General features: G+C 37.7%; 18 protein-coding genes and 1 tRNA gene. 8 read left to right on the plus strand and 11 right to left on the minus strand.

Annotation, left to right across the window (positions count from 1 at the left end; translation table 11 throughout):
- Positions 1 to 261: 261 nt before the first annotated feature.
- The 6 genes from AAEZ02_RS14920 to AAEZ02_RS14945 all read right to left on the minus strand — a co-directional run bounded on the left by AAEZ02_RS14920 (position 262) and on the right by AAEZ02_RS14945 (position 7,178).
- Positions 262 to 1,461 (minus strand): hypothetical protein, encoded by a 1,200-nt coding sequence (locus tag AAEZ02_RS14920; protein WP_350997958.1) that lies wholly within the window; start codon positions 1,459 to 1,461, stop codon positions 262 to 264.
- 583 nt (positions 1,462 to 2,044) lie between these two features.
- Positions 2,045 to 2,176 (minus strand): hypothetical protein, encoded by a 132-nt coding sequence (locus AAEZ02_RS14925; RefSeq protein ID WP_350997960.1) that lies wholly within the window; start codon positions 2,174 to 2,176, stop codon positions 2,045 to 2,047.
- Positions 2,177 to 2,785: 609 nt separating this feature from the next.
- On the minus strand, positions 2,786 to 3,859 hold the full coding sequence (locus AAEZ02_RS14930; RefSeq protein WP_350997966.1) for a serine/threonine-protein kinase: 1,074 nt from the start codon (positions 3,857 to 3,859) through the stop codon (positions 2,786 to 2,788).
- Entirely contained in the window at positions 3,856 to 4,938 is a 1,083-nt protein-coding gene (locus AAEZ02_RS14935; RefSeq protein WP_350997969.1) for a serine/threonine-protein kinase, read from the minus strand. The genes AAEZ02_RS14930 and AAEZ02_RS14935 overlap by 4 nt, the downstream gene beginning before the upstream one ends.
- A complete protein-coding gene (locus tag AAEZ02_RS14940) occupies positions 4,931 to 6,007 on the minus strand; it encodes a PP2C family protein-serine/threonine phosphatase (protein ID WP_350997972.1) in 1,077 nt (358 codons plus the stop codon). The genes AAEZ02_RS14935 and AAEZ02_RS14940 overlap by 8 nt, the downstream gene beginning before the upstream one ends.
- Positions 6,008 to 6,434: 427 nt before the next feature.
- A complete protein-coding gene (locus AAEZ02_RS14945; protein ID WP_350997975.1) occupies positions 6,435 to 7,178 on the minus strand; it encodes an endonuclease in 744 nt (247 codons plus the stop codon).
- A 290-nt stretch (positions 7,179 to 7,468) separates the two neighbouring features.
- On the opposite strand from AAEZ02_RS14945, the gene AAEZ02_RS14950 reads away from it, so the two are divergent.
- Positions 7,469 to 8,170: an AHH domain-containing protein gene (locus tag AAEZ02_RS14950; RefSeq protein ID WP_350997978.1), complete on the plus strand. Its 702-nt coding sequence runs from the start codon at positions 7,469 to 7,471 to the stop codon at positions 8,168 to 8,170.
- Positions 8,167 to 8,751, plus strand: coding sequence for a hypothetical protein (locus AAEZ02_RS14955; RefSeq protein WP_350997981.1), 585 nt, complete (start codon positions 8,167 to 8,169; stop codon positions 8,749 to 8,751). Before AAEZ02_RS14950 ends, AAEZ02_RS14955 begins: the two co-directional genes overlap by 4 nt.
- A 62-nt stretch (positions 8,752 to 8,813) precedes the next feature.
- Here the strand turns inward: AAEZ02_RS14955 and AAEZ02_RS14960 are convergent, their stop codons facing one another.
- The 4 genes from AAEZ02_RS14960 to AAEZ02_RS14975 all read right to left on the minus strand — a co-directional run bounded on the left by AAEZ02_RS14960 (position 8,814) and on the right by AAEZ02_RS14975 (position 14,886).
- Positions 8,814 to 10,070: a Y-family DNA polymerase gene (locus AAEZ02_RS14960; RefSeq protein ID WP_350997984.1), complete on the minus strand. Its 1,257-nt coding sequence runs from the start codon at positions 10,068 to 10,070 to the stop codon at positions 8,814 to 8,816.
- Positions 10,071 to 10,478: a LexA family protein gene (locus AAEZ02_RS14965; RefSeq protein WP_192114302.1), complete on the minus strand. Its 408-nt coding sequence runs from the start codon at positions 10,476 to 10,478 to the stop codon at positions 10,071 to 10,073. It abuts the gene before it with no gap.
- A 159-nt stretch (positions 10,479 to 10,637) separates the two neighbouring features.
- Positions 10,638 to 13,430, minus strand: a complete 2,793-nt coding sequence (locus AAEZ02_RS14970; RefSeq protein ID WP_351123826.1) for a UvrD-helicase domain-containing protein — start codon at positions 13,428 to 13,430, stop codon at positions 10,638 to 10,640.
- Positions 13,431 to 13,773: 343 nt separating this feature from the next.
- Positions 13,774 to 14,886 (minus strand): hypothetical protein, encoded by a 1,113-nt coding sequence (locus tag AAEZ02_RS14975; RefSeq protein ID WP_351123829.1) that lies wholly within the window; start codon positions 14,884 to 14,886, stop codon positions 13,774 to 13,776.
- Between the two features lie 414 nt (positions 14,887 to 15,300).
- On the opposite strand from AAEZ02_RS14975, the gene AAEZ02_RS14980 reads away from it, so the two are divergent.
- The 5 genes from AAEZ02_RS14980 (at position 15,301) to AAEZ02_RS15000 (ending at position 20,209) form a co-directional block, all read left to right on the plus strand.
- Complete coding sequence (locus tag AAEZ02_RS14980) at positions 15,301 to 16,029, plus strand: hypothetical protein (protein WP_351000171.1); 729 nt, start codon at positions 15,301 to 15,303, stop codon at positions 16,027 to 16,029.
- 143 nt (positions 16,030 to 16,172) lie between these two features.
- The gene (locus AAEZ02_RS14985; protein ID WP_351000174.1) at positions 16,173 to 17,099 is read left to right on the plus strand and encodes a tyrosine-type recombinase/integrase; all 927 of its coding nucleotides are present in this window, start codon (positions 16,173 to 16,175) and stop codon (positions 17,097 to 17,099) included.
- A 5-nt stretch (positions 17,100 to 17,104) separates the two neighbouring features.
- Positions 17,105 to 19,138, plus strand: a complete 2,034-nt coding sequence (locus AAEZ02_RS14990) for an AAA family ATPase (protein ID WP_351123832.1) — start codon at positions 17,105 to 17,107, stop codon at positions 19,136 to 19,138.
- Positions 19,139 to 19,162: 24 nt separating this feature from the next.
- A complete protein-coding gene (locus tag AAEZ02_RS14995; protein WP_351123835.1) occupies positions 19,163 to 19,642 on the plus strand; it encodes a DUF6641 family protein in 480 nt (159 codons plus the stop codon).
- Between the two features lie 162 nt (positions 19,643 to 19,804).
- The gene (locus AAEZ02_RS15000) at positions 19,805 to 20,209 is read left to right on the plus strand and encodes a DUF2787 family protein (RefSeq protein ID WP_351123838.1); all 405 of its coding nucleotides are present in this window, start codon (positions 19,805 to 19,807) and stop codon (positions 20,207 to 20,209) included.
- A gap of 153 nt (positions 20,210 to 20,362) precedes the next feature.
- Here AAEZ02_RS15000 and AAEZ02_RS15005 read toward each other — a convergent pair.
- Positions 20,363 to 20,447: transfer RNA gene (locus tag AAEZ02_RS15005), tRNA-Leu, on the minus strand.
- Between the two features lie 766 nt (positions 20,448 to 21,213).
- Between AAEZ02_RS15005 and AAEZ02_RS15010 the strand changes: the two genes are divergently transcribed.
- On the plus strand, positions 21,214 to 21,345 hold the full coding sequence (locus tag AAEZ02_RS15010; protein WP_124014266.1) for a DUF3149 domain-containing protein: 132 nt from the start codon (positions 21,214 to 21,216) through the stop codon (positions 21,343 to 21,345).
- Positions 21,346 to 21,471 lie beyond the last annotated feature (126 nt).

A 21,471-nucleotide genomic window follows, 5' to 3' on the forward strand; every position in this document is an offset into this window, starting at 1 on the left:
AAACAAGCTATGAAATTAAACGACAAAAGCGGCCAACTTAATTGACGCGCATAGGACAAGCTAGTTGACGTCTAACACTAACTTAGCTTGATATAGATGAATCTGAAAATTCGACTTCTTATCACTATAGCTTTGTCATAATCGAATAACAGTGCTCTAACACGTTAGTGGACAAAAGCGAGCTAGATTTCTAGTTTTAATTCGTGAGTTTCAGATTAAAATTTTTATGGATTAACATCTAAAGCTGGTGCGCCGTAGATGTCATCTGGATTTTTTGTTAGTTTTTTTACCTAGACGTCTAGATTTAAGGTTGTCTCGTACAGTCTTAAGCATTTCTCGCCTAGATTCTGTTACCCATGATTCTTGAGATGAGTCATATTTGAGAAAATAATCTGTGAGGCCACCCTTTATTAATGTGAATTGATCTCTATAATTATCAAATTCATCAGGAATATCACTCCTATATGGGTCATAAACTACAATGGTTCGAGACTCGCATTCCAGCCATTGTTTTAGCGCATCATTGATATGCTCATCTCCGAAGCTGTAACCTATAACTGTTAGCTGATCTATGAGGTTGAGTTGTTGCTTGAAAAATTGTAATAGTGATACAGGAATTATTTGATCGAATAGACCTTTGAACTTATGAGCACCAGACAGTAATGACCGTCTTAAAAATTGAAGTTCCCCTGAACGGTCATGAACACACAACTCATTTGTAGTTCTAACACCATCTCTTTGAAGTATCTCGAGATTTCTATCTTCTACCTTTCTTATCTCAGCATAGTTTGAACCGACGAAACTAGTCTCACCATATGACTTTAAGAAGAGATTTTGATCTTCAGCAGCAAATACATCTAATGAACCATGTAGTTTAATGAGGTTTATACCACACTCATTAGGTTTGAAAAAATCTAGGTCTCCATTTTCCAACTCAAATGATGTAACTGCTTTAAATTTAGCGATATGATTGTAATTAGTTTCTCTTTTATAAAATCCATCTTTATACGGAATTTTGTAAAAATCTAGAATTTCTTCAAAAACTATATCGTGATTTAGGGAGAAGATATTTAAAACCCTTTCTTGATTTATTAAAGATTTTATTCCGTAATAGTCTTTTATTTTCTCAGATAAAAATTTAAGTGTGTTAGATTGCTCTTCCAATAGCAACAACTGTATACATTCTATTAGTTGAACAATTACTCCGTGTATTCTTTGGTTATTAGCTCGAGCTTCAATGTGTTTTTTTTCGAGCAAACCGACAATTTGCTCATAATGGAGATCTTCATTGCTCAAGATTTCAATAAAAAATGACTTTAATTCATCATCCGTTTCAAAGTTAAAGAGCTTAGAGTCAAGTCGTTTAAGAATATTTTCTCTAAGAGTCTGAGTAAATTCCCATACTAAAGGCATTCCTACTTCATACGAAGCTCCTGCTCCTATAAACACACCTCTCATCATCTGACGTTTACTCCGATTTATCTTAAAACTTAACGCCCGCGTCACGGGCCGATATAACAGTCGGACTTTTGTAACAGCAATAAGGGTGAAAGTTGCCGAAGGTCATGTGTACGCGCTTGTATACGCCCAGCATGGGCATGAACTAAGGAGGCGAAAGTCCTCTTCTGGAAGGTCACCGTTTAAATAACAATATGTTATTTAATATTAAATACTAGCGAATGGCAAGGGCTTATCCGCGAGGATTGGTCTGAAGGAAGCCGCTAGCAAATTTGCGAGTTGATGAACAAGAACTTCATATGAGGCGTGGGCTAGAGGTGAGTTGGCACAAGACGAAATCACCAAAAGATGGGACATATATAACTTCTCGGCTGAAAGTAGCTACACCACATTAGTTTTTCTATAGATAAAGCTTTATTCGCACTATTTCCCTTTTGAACTGCGAAACACACTTTGGGGCATAAATGAGTCAATCCCTTAGCCCGTTTCTGGACAAAAACTTGTCAACTACACTGCTAATTTAGCTCAAATTAGTTAATAGAATAATGGCAAAACCTATAATTGATTGTCCAGTAAATGTCATCCACTACACTCCGCGCAAACTAGCCAAGACTGGCGATATTGTTGCTTCTTCTATTTGGCTAAACACATCATGTTTGTGTTTAGTATGAAAAAAATACTTTTCTTTAAAGTCATCAAATGACCATGCTGGCTGCATATTACCTCCAAATTCTTACGCTTGGCATAAGGTGCTCTATGCCACACTCACCAAGACAGTTGAACTCCAAACCAAAACCGCCGAGAGTAAAGCGTTACCTTAATGCCTTTGTTATCTCTCTTTTTCTTTAGATGAAAATTCAAGTTCTTCGTACAAGCTTTGTAAGCATTTATCGATGTTAAGCATTGCAGCCTCATACATAGGAATTGTACTTTTCACTAGTTCCAAATCATCCTGATTCCCACAAATTGCAAGCTCCATACTACACATCATTGAACAGTTACTATGTAACTCAATAAGTATCGCCATCAAGTATTAGTGAAATATCAAAGCATACTCACTAATAAAGAATGTAACTTTCGGTTATTTTTAAGATTGAAAGAGGAGTGACGCCCTTCTTTCAAGTCATAAATAACCACCTAAGTTTCGTCTTACCTAGTAACGGCTACTAGATTGGATGCTGTAGCAAGCTATTGATACAAATGGAAGCATGTTTACCACCGTATACACCTACCCTTTTGGGATAGACTAGAAATGCAGGCTATTATAGCCTCCCAACTTACTAGACCGTCACTAGGCATTTAAGCATAACTCCAGTTTTTGTTAGATTTATTGCTTTAACCGCACAATGGGAAGCGCGCGATCTGCCCCGTCACCCGAATATTTTGAGAACATAACCTTTTCACCAATAATAGGTTTTTTCCCATACATACTATCAATATGATAAAAAACATCACTTTGATCTGGAACGGTAATAAACCCCCATTTTCTATAATTAATATCTTTTATGGTGCCAATATAACGTTGGCTGACTTGGTAACAAAGAAAACTACATTTATCAACTAATTGATCAGCTGTAGGCCGCTCACTTACATTAACTATTAAGCAGGATTTAATGAGGGATATTAACTCTGTTGATAGATAACTGAACTGTGGGTTAGATGTTAAAAATGCAGGAAAAGGATCATATTTACCCTCAACTATATGCCTAACAGCACGAAGTCCAGAACCAAAAGGTTTTTGCCCTGTTAATAGTTCATACATCATTGCACCTAATGACCAAACATCAGCCTTTAAACCAACTTCTCTTGGAGTTTCAATTGCTTCTGGTGCCATATAAGGTAATGCACCAACCGCAGTAGCAGATGTACTATTCGTAATATCTCCGCCCTCTACGGCTTCAACGATTTCTTCTTCTGCCATCTTAGCTATACCAAAATCGGTAATTTTTAAAGCTGTTAATTGATAACTTCCACTAACCATAATATTAGTGGGTTTTAAATCTCTATGTATAACTCCAGCATGATGTGATGCTGCCAACCCTTTAGATAAATGATGAAAAATTCGAGCAACTAAAAATGGGTCTAAATAGTCAAGATTCTGCAAAATTGCTTTAGATAAATCTAAGCCATCAACTAATTCTTCAACTAAATATGGCCGATCATTCTGCTCTAAATAATCCAATGTTTTCGCGATATTAGGGTGATTTACTTTAGCAGAGACAATTGCACTTCGATGAAAACGTTTTTCCGCAGTTGAGTCTTTAGGAGTTTTCAACGCTACATATCGGTCAAGTATTACATCATGAGCTTTATACACAAATTGCATCCCGCCTTCGCCAACGAAGTCAGTAATATGGTATCTTGAAGCTATCCAATCTCCTGCATTATGTGGTCCATTCATAGTGCAACCTCCGGATTAGAAACATCAAATGTAATAAAACTTCGCTCGCTATAATGACGATGTCTCGCGCCTATACCAACAACACAAGCTCCAGGTATTTTTATATCCTCTGTTACATATCGATTATTCACGTACACTTCACCCAACACATTTTTTAATAGAAAATCAAAGCCATCGTAGTAAAGTTCAAAGGAACCAATTTTACCTAGCCCTAACTTAGCTGTTCGAGCCTTAAAATTAAGGATATGGGGAACACCATTTATTACGGCAAGAGCTTGATGTTTATCAAAAAGAAGATATTTACTTATCTCATCCCTAACATCTTTCATTGTTGGTCTATTGGCTGGCTCTGTAGATAAACACTTTTCAAAAAGTATAATCAATTGTGGGTAATCGTTAAGTAATTCGCAATTAAAAGCATTATCGGGTAAGGGTAAGGGTGGAATTTTAGCTTTCAATTCTTTGGGTAAATCTTGCGTTGCTAAATATAGTGCTGTTGCACCAAAAGCATATACATCAATAGCGGATGTAAATGAGACCTCATCAATTTTAAACTGTTCTGGAGCTGAAAAGCCTATAGTGCCTTTAAACCCAACAGTTCTGGCTTCTCTACCTATATTGCGCGCCAAACCAAAATCAAAAATCTTCAGAATACCTTCAGCATCCAATTTCATATTGTTAGGCTTGATATCTCTATGAATCAGCCCTGCAGAATGAATATCTGTAATACCTGAGGCCACCTGCCATAATATTTTCAATAAATCTAAAGAATTTAGACTTTTAAAATTGATATCAAATAAATCACACCCGTCGATATATTCCATAACTATAGCGAATGAGACATCTATATTTTCAATAATATCAAAAGCCTGTACTACATGCTTTGAACGTAATTTCATTAATGCCGATATTTCGTCTTTAAGCCTATCTAATTCAGTTAAATCTTTAATCGTTTTTATAGCTATTTTTCGCTGTAAGTGGGTGTCATGGCAAAAAAACACATCACTAAAACCACCGCTACCACTGCTACCATCAGGAATATATCGAGGAGGAAGAACAGGTATTGAACTGCTAGTCATTAAAATCAATCCTTAATTGAGGCTTTTTCTTTGGAGAATTATCTTTCTCTGCCTTTTTACTTTTCCGTTTTTGTTTTACTGAAGCTTTAACAAGTACATCCTCAGGCGTACTATTATCACTAACTAAATCAACGTCAATATCAGATTCATTCAATTCTTCATTAGTTACTAAAGAAGGAGGGTCAACTTGCTGACTCTTTTCTATACCTATAAACTGTACATCACCATATGGATCCCAGAGTTGCACTGTTCCCGTCTTAACATTGTCAGATGAAGATGAAATTGAAGAAATATCAGACAAAGTTATAACAGTAGAATTATCGTGCCCACCACACCATTTTGCTACATGAATGAATCGCTTTGACAATTCTAAGGAAGACGCATTTTGAACTAACATTGACTTCAATGTATTATCATTCAAGTAATGGACACCATCACTTGTGATAATCATTTTTGCTATTGTATTAGGTGATGGCATATCGAGTAAGTGAGGTTCAATATCTCTTCCTATACCAACAAATTGTAATAGTTTATTACTTAACTGCGATGATGGCTCTTGTTGGTTTAATTGACCCGCGATGGTGTCATCAACAGACACCTGATGCATGTCATGGTTGTCACTTACATAAATACGGCTATCACCGACGTTTATTGCCTCAAAATGCCCATCACTATCCATGATAAAAGCAGATAAAGTTGCACCACCTTTACCACTATACTCTTGAAAAACATCTCCATTAGCCAATTCGACCGCTTTAACTAAACGTTCTTTTACGGGTATTTTTCTATTTCTAATGCAACTAGATATAAAAGAAGCAACAGCCAGAGATGCACACCCCCCCCCTTCAACCATTCCGCCCATACCATCACATAAAACACCGACTAGAAAAAATTTATTCGTAGAAACTTGAGCTCTTAATATAACAGCTCTATCCTGATTTTCTTTTCGAACATTCCCAATATCAGAACCAATAGCAACAGGTAAACCTATGACATCTCTTACGCCAACCGCCGGTACCCTTCTGGAAAGCCAGTCTCTTATTTGTAGCTTAATTGCATCTTGTTCCATCAGTTAATATCAACCATGCTGTGTAAAGTCAGTTTTATCGTCTTAATATACAGTATGAGACTACACTTTAAAATTGATACTACAAGTAGTTAAATCAATTAAGACAATGATTTTTAACTCACTAAAACATAGATAACAATCGAACATCATGGCCGAGACATAACTATAATCAATTTGATTTCTCTCCATGTCCAAATCAACGGCCTTACGGTCAAAGGTTCTAAATTTTCTACTTTATTAACGTACGACAAAAGAAAAAGGCTACGATAATCCGTAGTCTTTGTTGTATTTATAAGTTCAATCGCCGTTCTAATTCATCTAAATTTGCTGTGGTCAAATAACGGTTCATATTCAAACTCAGAAAAGTGCTGTAGCAGTAAACGTAGGAGCTTTGGGGCATAAGCGAGCTAGCCGCTCATCTAAACGCCTACAAACCAACTGATTGACAACGGCTCTCGACCACTGTATTTGCATTCCCCTGAAGGTTTTCAATACGTTTTGACCGCTTACACTCCCACTTAGAAACTGGATCTTGTTTGTCCCAAACTTTCATTAATTGACTTTGTTGTTTACTCATTTTGTACTTAGGATATGTCTGTTCCATATACATGTGTGTTCGAGCTATAACGCCACGAGCAGCTATCGGTGGTTGTGCCTTACGATCATCGATACGCATATCACAACTACCAAAGTCAGACACCGCTGAGGGCAGCATAGTAAAGTTGTAGTTGCTGCGTAGTGCGTTTACTGCACCGATGGCAGGGAAAAGATTGTGCATATCGGCTTGCATATATCGATACTCTGTATTCATCTTCTCAGCACACTTACGTCCCTTAAACGACTTACCTTTGTTATCGACACAACTCTTGTGACCATCACGCCACTCACTGAAGGCTCTGCCAAAGTTCTCCGCCGGAACTACATGTTCCCACTCAACCCGTTTTGCCCGTTTAATGTATTTAGAAGTAACAAAACCTGTAGGTGCTTCGATGTTCTTTTTAGCGTCAAATTTAGCACCACAGTAGATGGTTACGCGGTGATCTTGATAGACCTCCCGCTCGAGCATCTTTTTTGCTTTGTTGAATGAATCATTAGATGTATTTCCTGCTGCAATGGCTGTAGAGCTGAGAGCCAGTAGAAAGAGTGGTAGACCAATTTTGAGGAGGTTCATTGAGAACTTCAAGCTAAGGAACAGTGACTAGATAATGCCTGATTTATCTAGTCAGACCAAGCATATGAGTAATACTAACAGTGAAAACATTAATCAAAGCAAAAACCTAGTTAGCACTTAATGCTGGGTACACTTAGCCACTTGTGCTCTATTCCTTGTCGTATTGCATTTAAGTGGTTGAATTAGAGGTTATGGATTTCATGCCGACCTTAAGCAAATGATATTTGTATATTTATCAATTCTGTTTTAAATTACGTTCAAGTTTTTATATGTAATGGAGTACATAAAACATGAATAAGTTAAAGGAATACCCACGCCCATCTAGACCATCAAACCCTTCATCTCTTGAAATGGCTGTTTACAATTTTGAGTTGTTAGCTAAAAAATATTTCGATAAGAAAGCGACTTCGAATCCAAGTGAAGCTTTACTTGAACAACTAAATAATGATTTTCGCCACCTTCAAAGAGAAAAGGATCGCATTAGTTCCATATCAATAGCTCAGGCTGCTTTAGCTGAATACAGAGATCAAGCTAGTAAAGCGACAATAGAAAAATTGACTAATGAAGAGCATCACCCTACAGATAAACTAGCTCAATTTTTAAGGGCTATTGGTGAACCTAAGCCAACGGTTAATCATGAAGCTCATCATATAATTCCTGGTGTCGGTAGGTTTAATCAATTTGCAATTTTAAGTGCTAGATTGAATTTCCATTTAGTAGGGTTTGGTATCAATGACCCAATTAATGGCACATGGTTAATAAACTTTATGAAAAACAAAAGTATAAACTGGGCAACTGAGAGTGCGCCAGTACACCGAAAGCTTCATCGCTATAACTACGAATCTTGGATAGGTATAAATCTTGGCGGGCAGAGAGTACCAAATAAAGAACAGTTTTCTAGAAGGTTAAGTAGTATGAAAACTCATATAAAAACAGGCACGTTACCAAGTACTATATTTGATGCCAAAGATGAACAGTGGAAAGGACTATGAGCGCATACTATTTGAAAAAGCCTAATGGCTCATATGATTTAGTTGATTTAAATACTGTAACAATGACTAATCAAATAGTAAGTAATACTGACCTCACCTTCGAGGTCGTGGTAAGAAAACTAATGGCATTACCCTATGATAATTCCAATATAGCGGACTTGTGGGATGGTGAGTTTGACTGCAATTTTATTCCACAAGCACGAAAGCAAAATTTTGACATAAATGTACTTGGAAATTTTCTATTATTGACTCAATCAGCATATCTATTTCTCGGCGATAAAATCCATCCCTATGGTGAATTTGTAAAGGTCAATGCTGATGGAGAGTCTTTAATGTTATTTAATCCTCAAGTTTTTGCGAATGAAGATCCAACTTTATGTGAAATGAACTATATAGATGGCTTTGAAGACGGTCTTAAGTCATTAGCTTTTTTGAATGAAGATATTCAAAATAAGCTACTTTTTAAGTCAAAATTACAAGGCGGCTATTCTATATATTGCAATGAGGCTTTTAAGAGATTATTTATTAATTCAGAGCTTGAAGGCTTAAACTTTGATAGCGATTTATTAAATCCGTTCTAGTATTTGTTTGTTTTATATAATGACTAACAGTATTGAGCAAAGTTCTTTCGGGTAAAACCTCGTTAACACTTAATGCTGGGTACACTGAGCCATTTGGTTGTGTATTGAGGCGTTAGCAGGTCACGGCGCATTGACCACTTGTGCTCTATGCCTTGAGCTGCTAGAAACATCGTATCACTGCCATAGCGTTGGTTAATGTCATCTAGCGTATGCATCAAAGCTGGATTAGCTTTAGGAGGGTTAAACAAATCGAATTGGTTATGCTTTTCGCTGGCTAAATCGATAAGCCCTATACCGATTTTGTAATAATGTATGCCTTCACGAAAAAGCTTTGGGGCGGCTTCACTCATAGCTTTGGTTAGCTCAACAGTGCAGTTAGTTGGACATGGGAAATGCACAATAGCTTTGTAGCTTACTGGTCGTTCATCATGGGGTGAATTACTGGCAAAAATCAGCATAGTCTTACAGTTTGAGCCTTGCTTACGTGCTTTACTCGATGCGATAGCAACATGCTTACTCAATGCTTGCTGTAACGACTCAAAATCAGTGATGCGCTCACCTACGCTTCTAGTCGAAAATATCTGCTTTTTATCTGCCCTCACCTCATCCCATACTTTACAGGCTTGGCCGTTAAGCTCACGAACGGTACGTTCTATTTCAATACTAAATTGCTTTCTTGCCAGTGTCGGCGGCATAGACGCGAGTTGAAACGCTGTACGGATATTCATTAGCTCAAGCTTCTTACTTATTCGACGTCCTATGCCCCAAACATCCCCTACAGCAAGCTGCTTTAAAATAGCTATACGCTCTTGCTCATTACTAATGAAACAAACCCCTTTATAGCCCTCAATCTTCTTAGCTGCATGGTTGGCGATTTTAGCAAGAGTAAGTGTTTCACCAATACCCACACAGACTGCTAGCCGCGCTTCTTTCCACACAGCACGGCGGATTAACTGGCCTTGCGTAAGGAGGCATTTGATAGCTGGATAACAGTTCTTAAAAGAGAGGAAGCTTTCATCAATAGAGTAAACATGTTGCTCAGGGGCAAAGCGGCCAATGATGTCCATCATTTTGCTAGATAAGTCAGCATAGAGTTCATAATTTGAGGAACAGACAATAACTCCACGTTGAGCGCATAAGGCTTTAACTTGAAAGTAAGGTAGAAACTTCCCAATGCCAGCTTCTTTAGCTTGACGATTAGCAGCAACAATCATCCCATCGTTGTTACTTAGCACAATAACTGGCTTACCGCGCCAATCTGGACGAAACACTTGTTCGGCACTGCAATAGAAGCTATTAGCGTCAACTAGAGCAAACATCTAATTACCACACAACAGAGGGCTTTGACGGTGGCAACGAATAGAACGTGTGACTACGCCTTCAATACTAAAATCATCGTATTCATGAATAATGACAGGTTGGTATTGCTGATTAGAAGAAAGGAGAACACGCCGCTTGGTATCTAGAATCTTACAGACAAACTCGCCATTAAAATTGGCAACGATGACATCGCCGTTTCGAGCAGTCTCATGACGATCAACAATGATCATATCACCATCAAAGATGCCGACGTCTTGCATCGACTCGCCTTGAGCAATACCTATAAAGGTTGAGCTTGGATGCTCAATCAGTAAATCATCCAAGCTCATGCCTAGCTGACTGTATTCAGCTGCTGGACTTTCAAAACCTGTAATGCCTGCTCTTGCAGGTATAGGGATAACGCGCATAGCTAACACCACTGTATATAATTACAGTTATTTTAGCAGTAAAAATTAAAGGTACAAGTATAAAGAATTTATCCCTCTAAAATGGCAGATTTAACATCATTAGAATCGTAACAGATCAAAATTCTAGTGAGTTTGGTAAAGCTATATAATAATTAACAACTAAGATTCTATAACCTGAGTAAATTCATCTGGTAAGTTAAGAAAGATGCTCTTACTCTGTCTCTTTGAAGTCTTTTCGTCAAGTTCATATATTTTTGATCCGGTTGCACAAACAAGTATAGTCAATGCTATTTTTGATCGAGTAAAAGCAACGTAGGTATTACGCAATTCTTCTTTATATGTAGAAAGTTTCTTTTTACTAAAAAGGGGATCAAATACATAGCAATTCTCAGCCTCCAGACTTTTAGAAGAATGATAAGTTAATATTGGTATAGAGTAATTTTCTGAGACTTGTATTACATATTTTTTCGAAACCTCATATCCTGCATCGATCATTGCTGTTTTTATAATCTCAATTTGTTCATTATAGCGGCACAAGATTAGTTGTTGAGCATAAAGCTCACTCGAATTCTTTATGTTCTTGATTAGCCATACAACAGCATCATTTAACTCATCGCAGTACTTAACTTGAGCAAGCTCGTCACTTACCTCATTATCTTTAGATACGCTTACAGAGCCGATAAATGTCTTATTAATCTGAAATCTCAGTGCATTTGATAACTTAACAAGGGACTTTGTAGTCCTATAGTTTCGCGTCAGTTGAAACTTACTACCTTTAAATAGTTGTCCAAATTTAGCAAGATACTGACTATCAGCACCACGAAAGCCGAAGATAGATTGGGCAGGGTCACCTACACAAAAAAGTTTAACCTTATGAATATACATTGTTTTGATGATATCCCATTGAACTAGATTTGTGTCTTGAATCTCGTCAATTATCATGTGTTCATATCGACTAGTTGTTTTTTCAAGGAAGTCAGGCTTGCTCAAGCCTTCTCTCATTTGAACAAGCATGTCATTGTAATCACGATACTTTCCTTTTTTATATTCATCATAAATCTTAAAAATTGCTTCAATATCTGAAGTATAATCAACCAAGTAAGGATCAATTTTCTTGATAGAAAGGATAATGTCGGGATTATTAAAATTCGCCATATGATTGAATAGTGCGATACAACGCTTCACAGTAATGGATTTATTATCTCTTTCGGCAGATTTATTATACTTTTTGATACATGACTGAATGGCATTACGAGCTTGCTCATCTATAAGCGCTGGGAGCATATTCTCTTCGTTAAGAAGGGTGTTACACCAACCACTAAAAGTACTGACAATCATGCCATCTGAATACAGCTTTTGCTCTTTAAGTCGGTATGTAAACTCATGAGCTGCAATTTTAGTAAAAGCAAGCACACAGATAGAACTTGGGTTAACACCTTGAGCAAGTAAATGTCTCACGCGGTCTACTATCAGCCGTGTTTTACCAGCACCAGGGCAACCTTCAACATAAATAGCCGACTTTTTAGATCTAATGATTTTTTCTACTGAATCGCAATCTAATTGCTGTTTCTCGATAATCGGCTTTAATATCTCACGAGCACTTTTAACTGCTTGTTGGTAATTACCTTTAGGCTTGCTATCAAGAACTTTATTAGGGCTTAAAATTGCACCTAATAGAGTATTTAGGCGACAATTGAATGCAGCATCAAGCTGAGCCTTATCAAAAGAGAAATAGAGTTTGTTATCATTAACTTTCCTAAACTTCTTATCCAATATTTTAGCTAACGGCTGTATCGATTTATCTTTTACTAACCGTTTTAACTGTTTATCGGTGAGATCGTCGAGGTATTGAGGTTTTAATAACTGAACGGTTGCGAGTAATGATTCAACCGATGGCATATTCAGCAGAGCAATAGGTGATTTGCTAAAGTTTTGGCGTGACTCAAGTCTGAAATTACATCTTTGTGAAAGGAACCACTCATAGATGCCTTCTAGCTCGCCAGCGACTCGTTCAAATGAGCCAACAAGTCCTTTAATGGCACGTTCTACGAACTTCTTATTCTCTTTGAGAGTTTTATCATAGCCAATAAGATGATGGCTATATCTATCACCTATATAGGTGGTTTCTGTCGCCCAATGACTATTAAATGGGTAGCAAAGACTCTTTTTAACTTTATTGTTATTTGTCATCATAAAAGCGAATAATTGAGATACGCCATGCATGATATATCCAGTATGTAGTTCCAATAACAAAGCATGCTTGAATAACTGCTCATATCGACGGCCTAATACCGACTTAAACTGATACAACATAAAAGAAATAAGCGAGAGACTTAACCGTGTAGGAATAAACTCAATTTCACAGTTATAAACTAAATCTCGGCCATTATTACGCTCATATTCGGGATTAGCGATAAAAACATCAATGTTCCTATAACTATCATTGTCTGCAAAAAACTTAAATCTGGATGTAAAGAACGGCTTTGTATCACCAGTCTTAAACCCTTTATTAACATTACCAACGTTAACTTTCTTTGCTATTAATCTAGCGCTTCTTTCTGATGTTTTTACACAGGCTAAACCACTACTCTCATTTAACAACTTATTTATATCTGTTGATGTCAAAGATAGGCCTATACGTATGTAGTCAATATCAACATTTTCGGCACAAACATTCTTAATGTGATCAGCCATTAATTTTTGTTGATACTTGACTACATGGCTTTTTCTTAATAACTTTAATATTTTATTAACTTTTGTTTTATACTTTAATGTTCTAGGATTAGTTAAAATAGCCATTTCACGATTAAGTTCTGGCTGAACTAAAGGGTATTTATCTGTTTTTGATATATTAAAAATTTTACTCGGCACTACTTTTTTAAAGAATGATGATTGCTTAAAACCATTGGTATGCGACTTAGATTTACTCTTAGATAGCTTAGAACTACTCATACTCTAATACCTATACAATTGTATATTAATCTGACATTTAAGTGTAAGCAGGCTTTCCAGCTGCGAGCTCGCAGTTAGAAAACCACATGTTTACACAACAATTTATTATTAAGTATCGATTCCTTTTAAAAAATCGAACTCCTGTTCACAATCTATAGAGCTGCCTAGTTGAGCATCATATAAAAGAGGAAATATACTTTAGTATCGTTTAGCTCTTCTATATTCAACTCATCTGCTATTGCCATTAAAATTGCTGTTGTATTATTAACGCACATTCATATCGTATATAGACATGATGTGCACTCTCATTAGTTAAACAATGGAATTGATATGTAAAGTTGTCTCAAGTTGAGACAACTTTTGATTCTCGCAAAGACAATATCTGCTCAACACACTCATTAAGCGCCATTAATTCAATTGGATGTAATTTAACTATAAGATTAATAGCTTCTCCTAGTTTAGATGTGTACACACCACCATAAGCTTTATAATTAATATCAGTCATTACTGATTGAATAATACAATCAAGTTCTGAGTAGTCTTTTTCATCATCGGATTCATCATCGGATTCATCATCGGATTCATCATCGGATTCATCATCGGATTCATCATCGGATTCATTATCGGATTCATCATCGAGTTCATCATCGGATTCATCATCAGATTCATCATCGTATTCATCATCGTATTCATCATCAGATTCATCATCGTATTCATCATCGAGTTCATCATCGGATTCATGATTTTCGTCTCCGTAAGGTAAATAATCCTTATCAGGATAAATAGAACCATCCTCACCAAATTTACTTTCAAAACTCTGAATACTTTGTGGTTTAATATGATTAGGTACTTTTAGTTCACTTTTATGTGTTTCATTGCCTGAAAGGCATTTAAACCTCCCATAATGAAAAATTTGTTGCTCTACAATTTTAGCCGTCATAGGCTTATCTAGTTTACAATTTAACTTCAACCAGAAATCTTTGAGTTGGTTCAAACCTTGAGTAACTAAAACACGATTAAGCTTCTGGCAAATATTGGAATTGATTTTTGGAGAACGCCAGTTATAACTACCATATATAGAGTAATTAATACTAATTTCGACAATCACTCGATAAACCGTTGCACGTGAAATAGTTAAATGCTTCCCCACAAATTCATTTATTGATTTACAGTTATAAGGAGGATACTTATACATTTCATGGATGTATATTAGAAATAGCCAATACTTAAATTCTGCAAATGTATTGGAAAGATTTACAATTGTGTCATTTACCTCTTCCTGAGTTGGCTTATACTTGGGATTACCAAGCCCGATAGACTTTTGTTCACCAGTAATAATTTCAGGAATATCGCTTTCACCAACTTTAGGAGCACTTGTTCCATCACTTAAATCTTGCCTCCCTTCACCTGCAACCTGATTGACGTCCAGTAAAATACTCTTATTAGCTTGTTCCATTTGATGCTCCTCAGTTCAATTGTTTATACAAAATCTTCGATGTAGAGTGGAAATCACTCTACATAGGTATCAATAATAAGGATTATCAATAGGTTGTATTCCCTCTAACTAATGTATTTTTTTCTGATCAGAAGTAATGAAAAAAAAGTTGGAGTACATTTAAAAAAAACCAAAAAAACCAAAAAAACACCATATTTCATAAGGTTAAGTATGAGTAATTCTAGTGCTGATATCAGATAAAAAAAACTAATACACTAGAGCTTAATGGATTCGGCTAAAAATTAGATGGAATTGAGATGGAGCGCAGACTATATTGGATGGACACCTTGCTTTAACCATTATTTTTTTTAATTTGAGATGTAATAAAACACAAAATCGAATAAAAATAACCTTCAAAATCAAATGGATAAATAGATGGAAGATATTTATAAAACTCAGGGCCTTATTGGAACGGAAAACAATCCCATCTTATTGGAAAAACGCTTGTCCGACCGCAGACTACTTAAGGAACACATGCCGTCTGTCGAATCAGCTGATTTAGCTAGGTACGCCAAAGCAAGCATAAAAAATGCTCAACATGTTATGAACTTGATATCAACACCGACATTGGATATTGATGAGCTAAAAGTGGCCTTGTTCCTGTTCGAACACTGGGTAAACCAAGAGAATTGGATTGATCAACAAGTTTTCTCCATAAAAAATCAATTTAAGACCGACAATTTCGGAAGTAATGGTGGAATATATTTTAGCCAATCAAGCTCTGGCCTGCATCCACAACAATTTAAAAAACCCAAATACAATCTCTTACAACTACTCAACAAACAAAATATAAGCCTCAAAAAAAACTGTGATTTATTGAAAATCCTAACTAAGTTACATGACTTCGCTTTGTTAACGTTAACTCAAGTAAATATTAATTTTTGCCTTAATAAAAGCCTGCCCGCCCCAAATAGCATCACAACTGAATACGTTCATATAGTTTTAAATATTGGAGTTGTTAACTCTAAATTAAACTTAAAATGGGGAAAACCCAAAAGAACTACAGTGAAACATAAAGAAGAACAGAGCCCCTCACCTAAATTAGGAGAAAAAAGTGAAGTATCCAAACTAATGAAACAGTTAAAAAATACAAATAAGAAATAGTTTATGCTTCCTAACCGTGTCAAAAACAGCCACTGAAATCCAGTCCGAAAAGTGATATTATGAACGTGTTTCTAGTATCACTTTTCTCTTATCATTCAACCCTCTAAACACAAATCAAACTATTTACCCTACTGGAGTTCTCTATGACTACAGCGACCCCCTATGCGTTGTATTTGAGCCGCCTGTCTGTTAACAGTCAACGCTCTATCAGCTCACAGATGCGCAGCATTGCACGGCTAATGCAGTGGCAAGATTCTATGCTCGACGACAAGCTATGCCAGATTGACTATCAACAAGCCTTACAAATACGTGCTGTCATGACACATGCTAAGTGGTCTCCACGTTCTATTAACCGCGCCATGATATCGATTAAGAATATCGTTAAAGTTGCTGCATTAATGGATAAAGCGGAGTTATCACAAGTCGCCAACTTACAGACCATTAACCAAGTTAAACACGGGGAACATTTAGGTACGCCGTTAAGTACAGAACAAGTGACGGCGGTATTCACGTATTTCAAGTCTCAAAGAAGCACGTTAGCTATGCGTAACCTTGCCATTTTCAGCTTGTTTCTGGGTACGGGATTACGTCGCAGTGAGCTGTCAGCGCTGATGTTACATGACTACGATAACGTAACTCATTCACTGGTAGTCGCAGCTGGGAAAGGCAATAAAAGCCGCACCTTGTTTTTGCCTGTGTGGGTAGAGGAAAATCTGCAGGCATGGGTCAAAGTGCGTAGCCGTCAACATGGTTATCTACTGTGTAAATCAACACTCACTGGTAAGTTAACGCTTGGCGTACCAACAAGCCCAACCTCACTCTATCGCTTAGTGAAAGACACCTTGTATGAACTAGGGGTAGATAACGTGTCGCCCCATGATTTACGCCGAACCTTTATTACTCGTTTACTTGAGCAAAATGTGGATATCAATACCGTGCGTCAAATGGCAGGTCATGCCGATATCAGCACAACAACCATTTATGACAAACGCGACAATGCCTTTATGAAACAGGCCGCATCCGTGTTGGATTACACACCACCACTCAAGCAGACCAAACGGGGACGCTGACGCCAATGATAAAGCCCAAGTTAAACGTTAAGCGTGCCAATCATTGTTACTATCTATCTACTCAGGTTGCCGAAACCTTACTGACAACAGCAATGCGCTATGGCTTTGAATATGTTCCCTCGCAAGTTGTAGCGGCCTTGGTGGGTATCAAGCTTCAGCACGGCATTAATTACGATATAGAAAGTACCCTAGAAGAGTTCCCAGTAAAGGATACACACCCTACCATCACCCAGACAGTGCACCATAACGCCGAGTTTATCTGCGATTTGTTTAAGCTAGATTTAAAGATGAAATCGGTGATAACACTCATTATCTTAATGAATGCCAACCTTGGTCTAAATGAGCTTCTTAGTCTGTTATCTGACCATGATTCAGACATTCTGATCCATACGCTTGAGCAAGAGACTGAGCTGGACCGTTACGCCATTGAACAACAACTTCAGCCTTTAGTTGAGAATAACCTTATTGAAGATGGGTTATTACATTTACCTTACCGTTTGACACTACCAACTCCATACAAAAGAATATTGGTCACTCAGAAATTGACTAGCCGTGAGGCATTTATTGAGCCCATTATAAAACGCAGTCCAGCAGCAAAGTTCACCCTTAAGCAGTTTGAACATGTTAATGCCGACTTAGTGTGTCGGTACCTCAAAGCTGCAACCAAGCAGAGCCTAACAGGGGTTAACATTTTACTTTATGGTCCAGCAGGTACGGGTAAGACCGAGCTTTCACGTACCTTGGCAAAGTCACTAAAGCGTAGCCTACTAGAAGTACAAAGTGTGCAGTTTGAAGATGGCAATATAACGAATGAGTTCTTGAGTAAACAGCCTACTAGCCAGCGGATTAGTTACCTTAACCTGATGCAAAGTTTGTTGAATGGTACAGATGGAAGCCTCTTACTGGTTGATGAGTGTGAAAGCGTGTTTAAGCATGCCGACGAGCATTACTCCAAAGAGGGGTTAATGCGTTTACTTGAAACAAACCCCGTACCGACCATTTGGATAACCAATCATATATCGATATTGGAGCCCAGTTATATCAGGCGATTTAAGTTGGTGATGGACATCCCCGTCCCTGATGAATCCTTTGCTTATTCGATGAGTAAAGCCATGCTCAAGCAACTTAAGGTATCTGATGCCTTTCGCTTAGAGCTGGCTTATAAAACAAAAGCCGCGCCAGCCTTTATTGCTAATGCGGCTCATGTTGCCAATGCGTTGGCCTTAACAGGTGAACACGCTGAAACTGTGGTATTGGAAGTCGTGGATGCCATGCTTGAAGCTTGTGGTGAAGAGCAACCACTACCGCAATACGAGGGGCAGCTGGATTTTGACCCAAGTTGCTTAAACCTTACCACCACAAATGGGCAAGATGCTGAAACCATCATTAGTGATATCGATGACGCGATTGAAAATGGTCTGCCGTTAAGGGTGTTATTAAGTGGTCCAGCAGGTACAGGGAAAACAGGCTGGGTTCATCATTTAGCTGAAACGCATGGATTGGACATCATGCACATCAAGTGCTCTGACGTTCTGAGTAAGTACGTTGGTGAGAGTGAACAGAACATTGCAGCGCTATTTAAAGAAGCACATAGAGAAAACAAGCTAATGCTATTTGATGAAGTCGATAGCTTACTGAGCAAGCGTGAGAGCGCTCAAGCACAGTATGAAGTACAACTTATCAATGAGCTGTTATCTCAACTTGAATGCAACAGCGTTCCTGTGTTTGCAGCAACTAACGCACTCGCATCAATCGACAGTGCTGTGATGCGACGCTTTGACTTCAAGTTAGTGTGTGACTACCTCACCGAAGCACAGAGACATACGATGTACCGACAGGTACTTGGTATTACTAAGTTGACTCATTCAGAGAAAGACCAACTTCACACGCTAAACCAGTTAACCCCAGGTGACTTCGCTATCTTAGCAAGGCGCATGCTATTTCAACCCAACCACAACCATAGAACGACGGCCATTACGTTACTGGCTGAAGAAAACAACCGTAAACAAGCAAAAGGCCACATCGGCTTTATTCGCTAACCCCCACCTATAAAGGAACATCCTATGACCACATTATTGAGTTCGCTCAAGGTAATCGCTCGCCCTGAAATTGTGACCAAGCCACCCGTTGTGAGTAAACGCATACGCTTATTAGAAAAGCTTAAGCAGCAATTAGAAATGGCCGAATGCTTCGTTGAAGGTAAAGAGTTTGAAGCCTACCGTGAAAAGAGCATCAAAGACCCTGAAACAGGTGAACGTAAGCAAATACGCCGCCGTTATAACGTGCGTCCTTGGTTCTATGACAGTGAGGAACATTACTATCTTGAAGTCCGTATTAGCGGTAAGCCAATAGAGTTGGTTAAGGATAAACCCGCCATTGATGTAGGTGATAAAGCCAAACTACCAGACACCATTAAAGTCATTATCGATGCGGTAGAAAAAGGCGAGCTAGATACATTCTTACTTGCACCACCTCCTAAGTTCCCAAGTAAGAAAGATAGCGGGAATAAGCCACCAAAGGCTGAACCAAGCAAAGCGAAGTAACCCCGATTGAGGATTACCCTTATTTGTAAGGGTGAGAATGGCCTGAATAACCGAAGCTAACCCTGAATATAAACGGTAGACACTGTGACTATCGGCTTAAACCGCTTTACCTATTCACGCCAAACTCAACCCTTGCTGTTCTAAACTCTGTGAGATAACAAAATGAATATCATCAATAAGGAACTGGCTTTGCCTGTTTCCGATAGCTTACTGCTGCCGTTAACCGAGCTAATTAGTAACACTACACATCAGGCCTTAACCATTAACTTTAGAGATCCAAACTACAGCTCAGAACATGGTGGGTTTCGTCCAGTTGAAATCAGGCTAGAAAAGATGGCTGAACATTGGAACCTGTGTTACATCACCGAGTTCTGTTTTGTCGGTCACGGTGGCTATGCCGAACTCGTAAAGGCGTTGGACTTTGATTTTAACTTTGGCGTGTTTCAAAGCATTAATGGTGAAATATTACTGGATGCCGCAATGGAGTTTTACCCTATATGGGAACAAAACTTTGTGTGCTATTGGCAGGATTTAGAAATGTTTGAAGTCAGTATCTCAACCGATTAACGAAGCGATCCTGCAGTGAAAGTAAACATGTCAATTTATCTACTAAAGGATGCAAAAGCTTGTTGACGCATTAAAGTAACAATCTTGTATTTTTACCATTGATTTATAAGCATAAAAAAAGCCCCGTTCGATTAAGAACAGGGCTTTAAATAATGGTACCTGAGGTCGGACTCGAACCGACACGCCGCGAAGCAGGGGATTTTGAATCCCCCATGTATACCAATTTCATCACTCAGGCAAAGGCTTTGAAGCTATATTTAGCTTTGCAAAGTTATCTAAAAAAGACCAAATATCTTTGCAAAACCAAACCAATTTCATCGTACCTACTTTATGTGTTTTTAACCCTGTTGGTAACTAATGTTATTGAACAGGCACATAATTATCAATCTAAAAAACTTTGCAAATCTTTGCAAGGGTTTTGAACGTTAATAAATATCTATTAACTAAGTCAATCAACAACTTACTGAGTTATGTTGAGTACACGCTGCGAATTTTGAATCCCCCATGTATACCAATTTCATCACTCAGGCAAAGATTTTAAGCTATTTTAGCTTTGCAAAGTAATCTGATTAGTCCAAATATCTTTGCAAAACAATTTTAGTGAATTGACTCTTTATGACCAACACTCAAGTATTATACTTACTCAAATATCGATACTCAATGCGATTATATTTATCTGAGTATAGCCATGTCTTTAGGCTGCTACTGAGTTACTGTGCAACTCAAACCACGTATCAACAAAGTTTGTCACAATTAAGTGTTGGCGATTATACCTTTGCATTTAATAATCGCAAGCCCTTTACCTATTCTTTTCTATAAAAAACACTCAACTGCTCAAAAGTCATTCATAGTCCTAACTGAGATGAAATAGAGGTGTTTTGTGAGTTAAGAAGCAATTTTACAAAAAAATAACATCACGACGACTAAAAATTGATCAAGATCAGTATTGCGGTGTAATTTTGACTTTATGATGATCATGATTTCATATTCCGAGGATAAATATCATGGCATTTTGGTTAGATTTAATGTTTGGTAACGCTATAGGATTTCTTTCTATGATGGTGATCTTCTGTACCTTCGGAATAATGTCTTATCTAATGTGGATGTTTGTTGTGAAGTCTGCACCGACTAAGTGAGTAGCTTACTAGGCTAAGTTTTTTACTGCTTATTATTCATAATCATTATGGATACTTCCTTGCGAATGATAAATTGGCGACAAAACACATGAAGTGTTTTTATGCCAGATTGGGGGCTTTATAGGC

Origin of the sequence: Shewanella sp. T24-MNA-CIBAN-0130 (genome assembly GCF_040310185.1) — a bacterium.
GTDB classification, from domain to species: domain Bacteria; phylum Pseudomonadota; class Gammaproteobacteria; order Enterobacterales; family Shewanellaceae; genus Shewanella; species Shewanella psychromarinicola.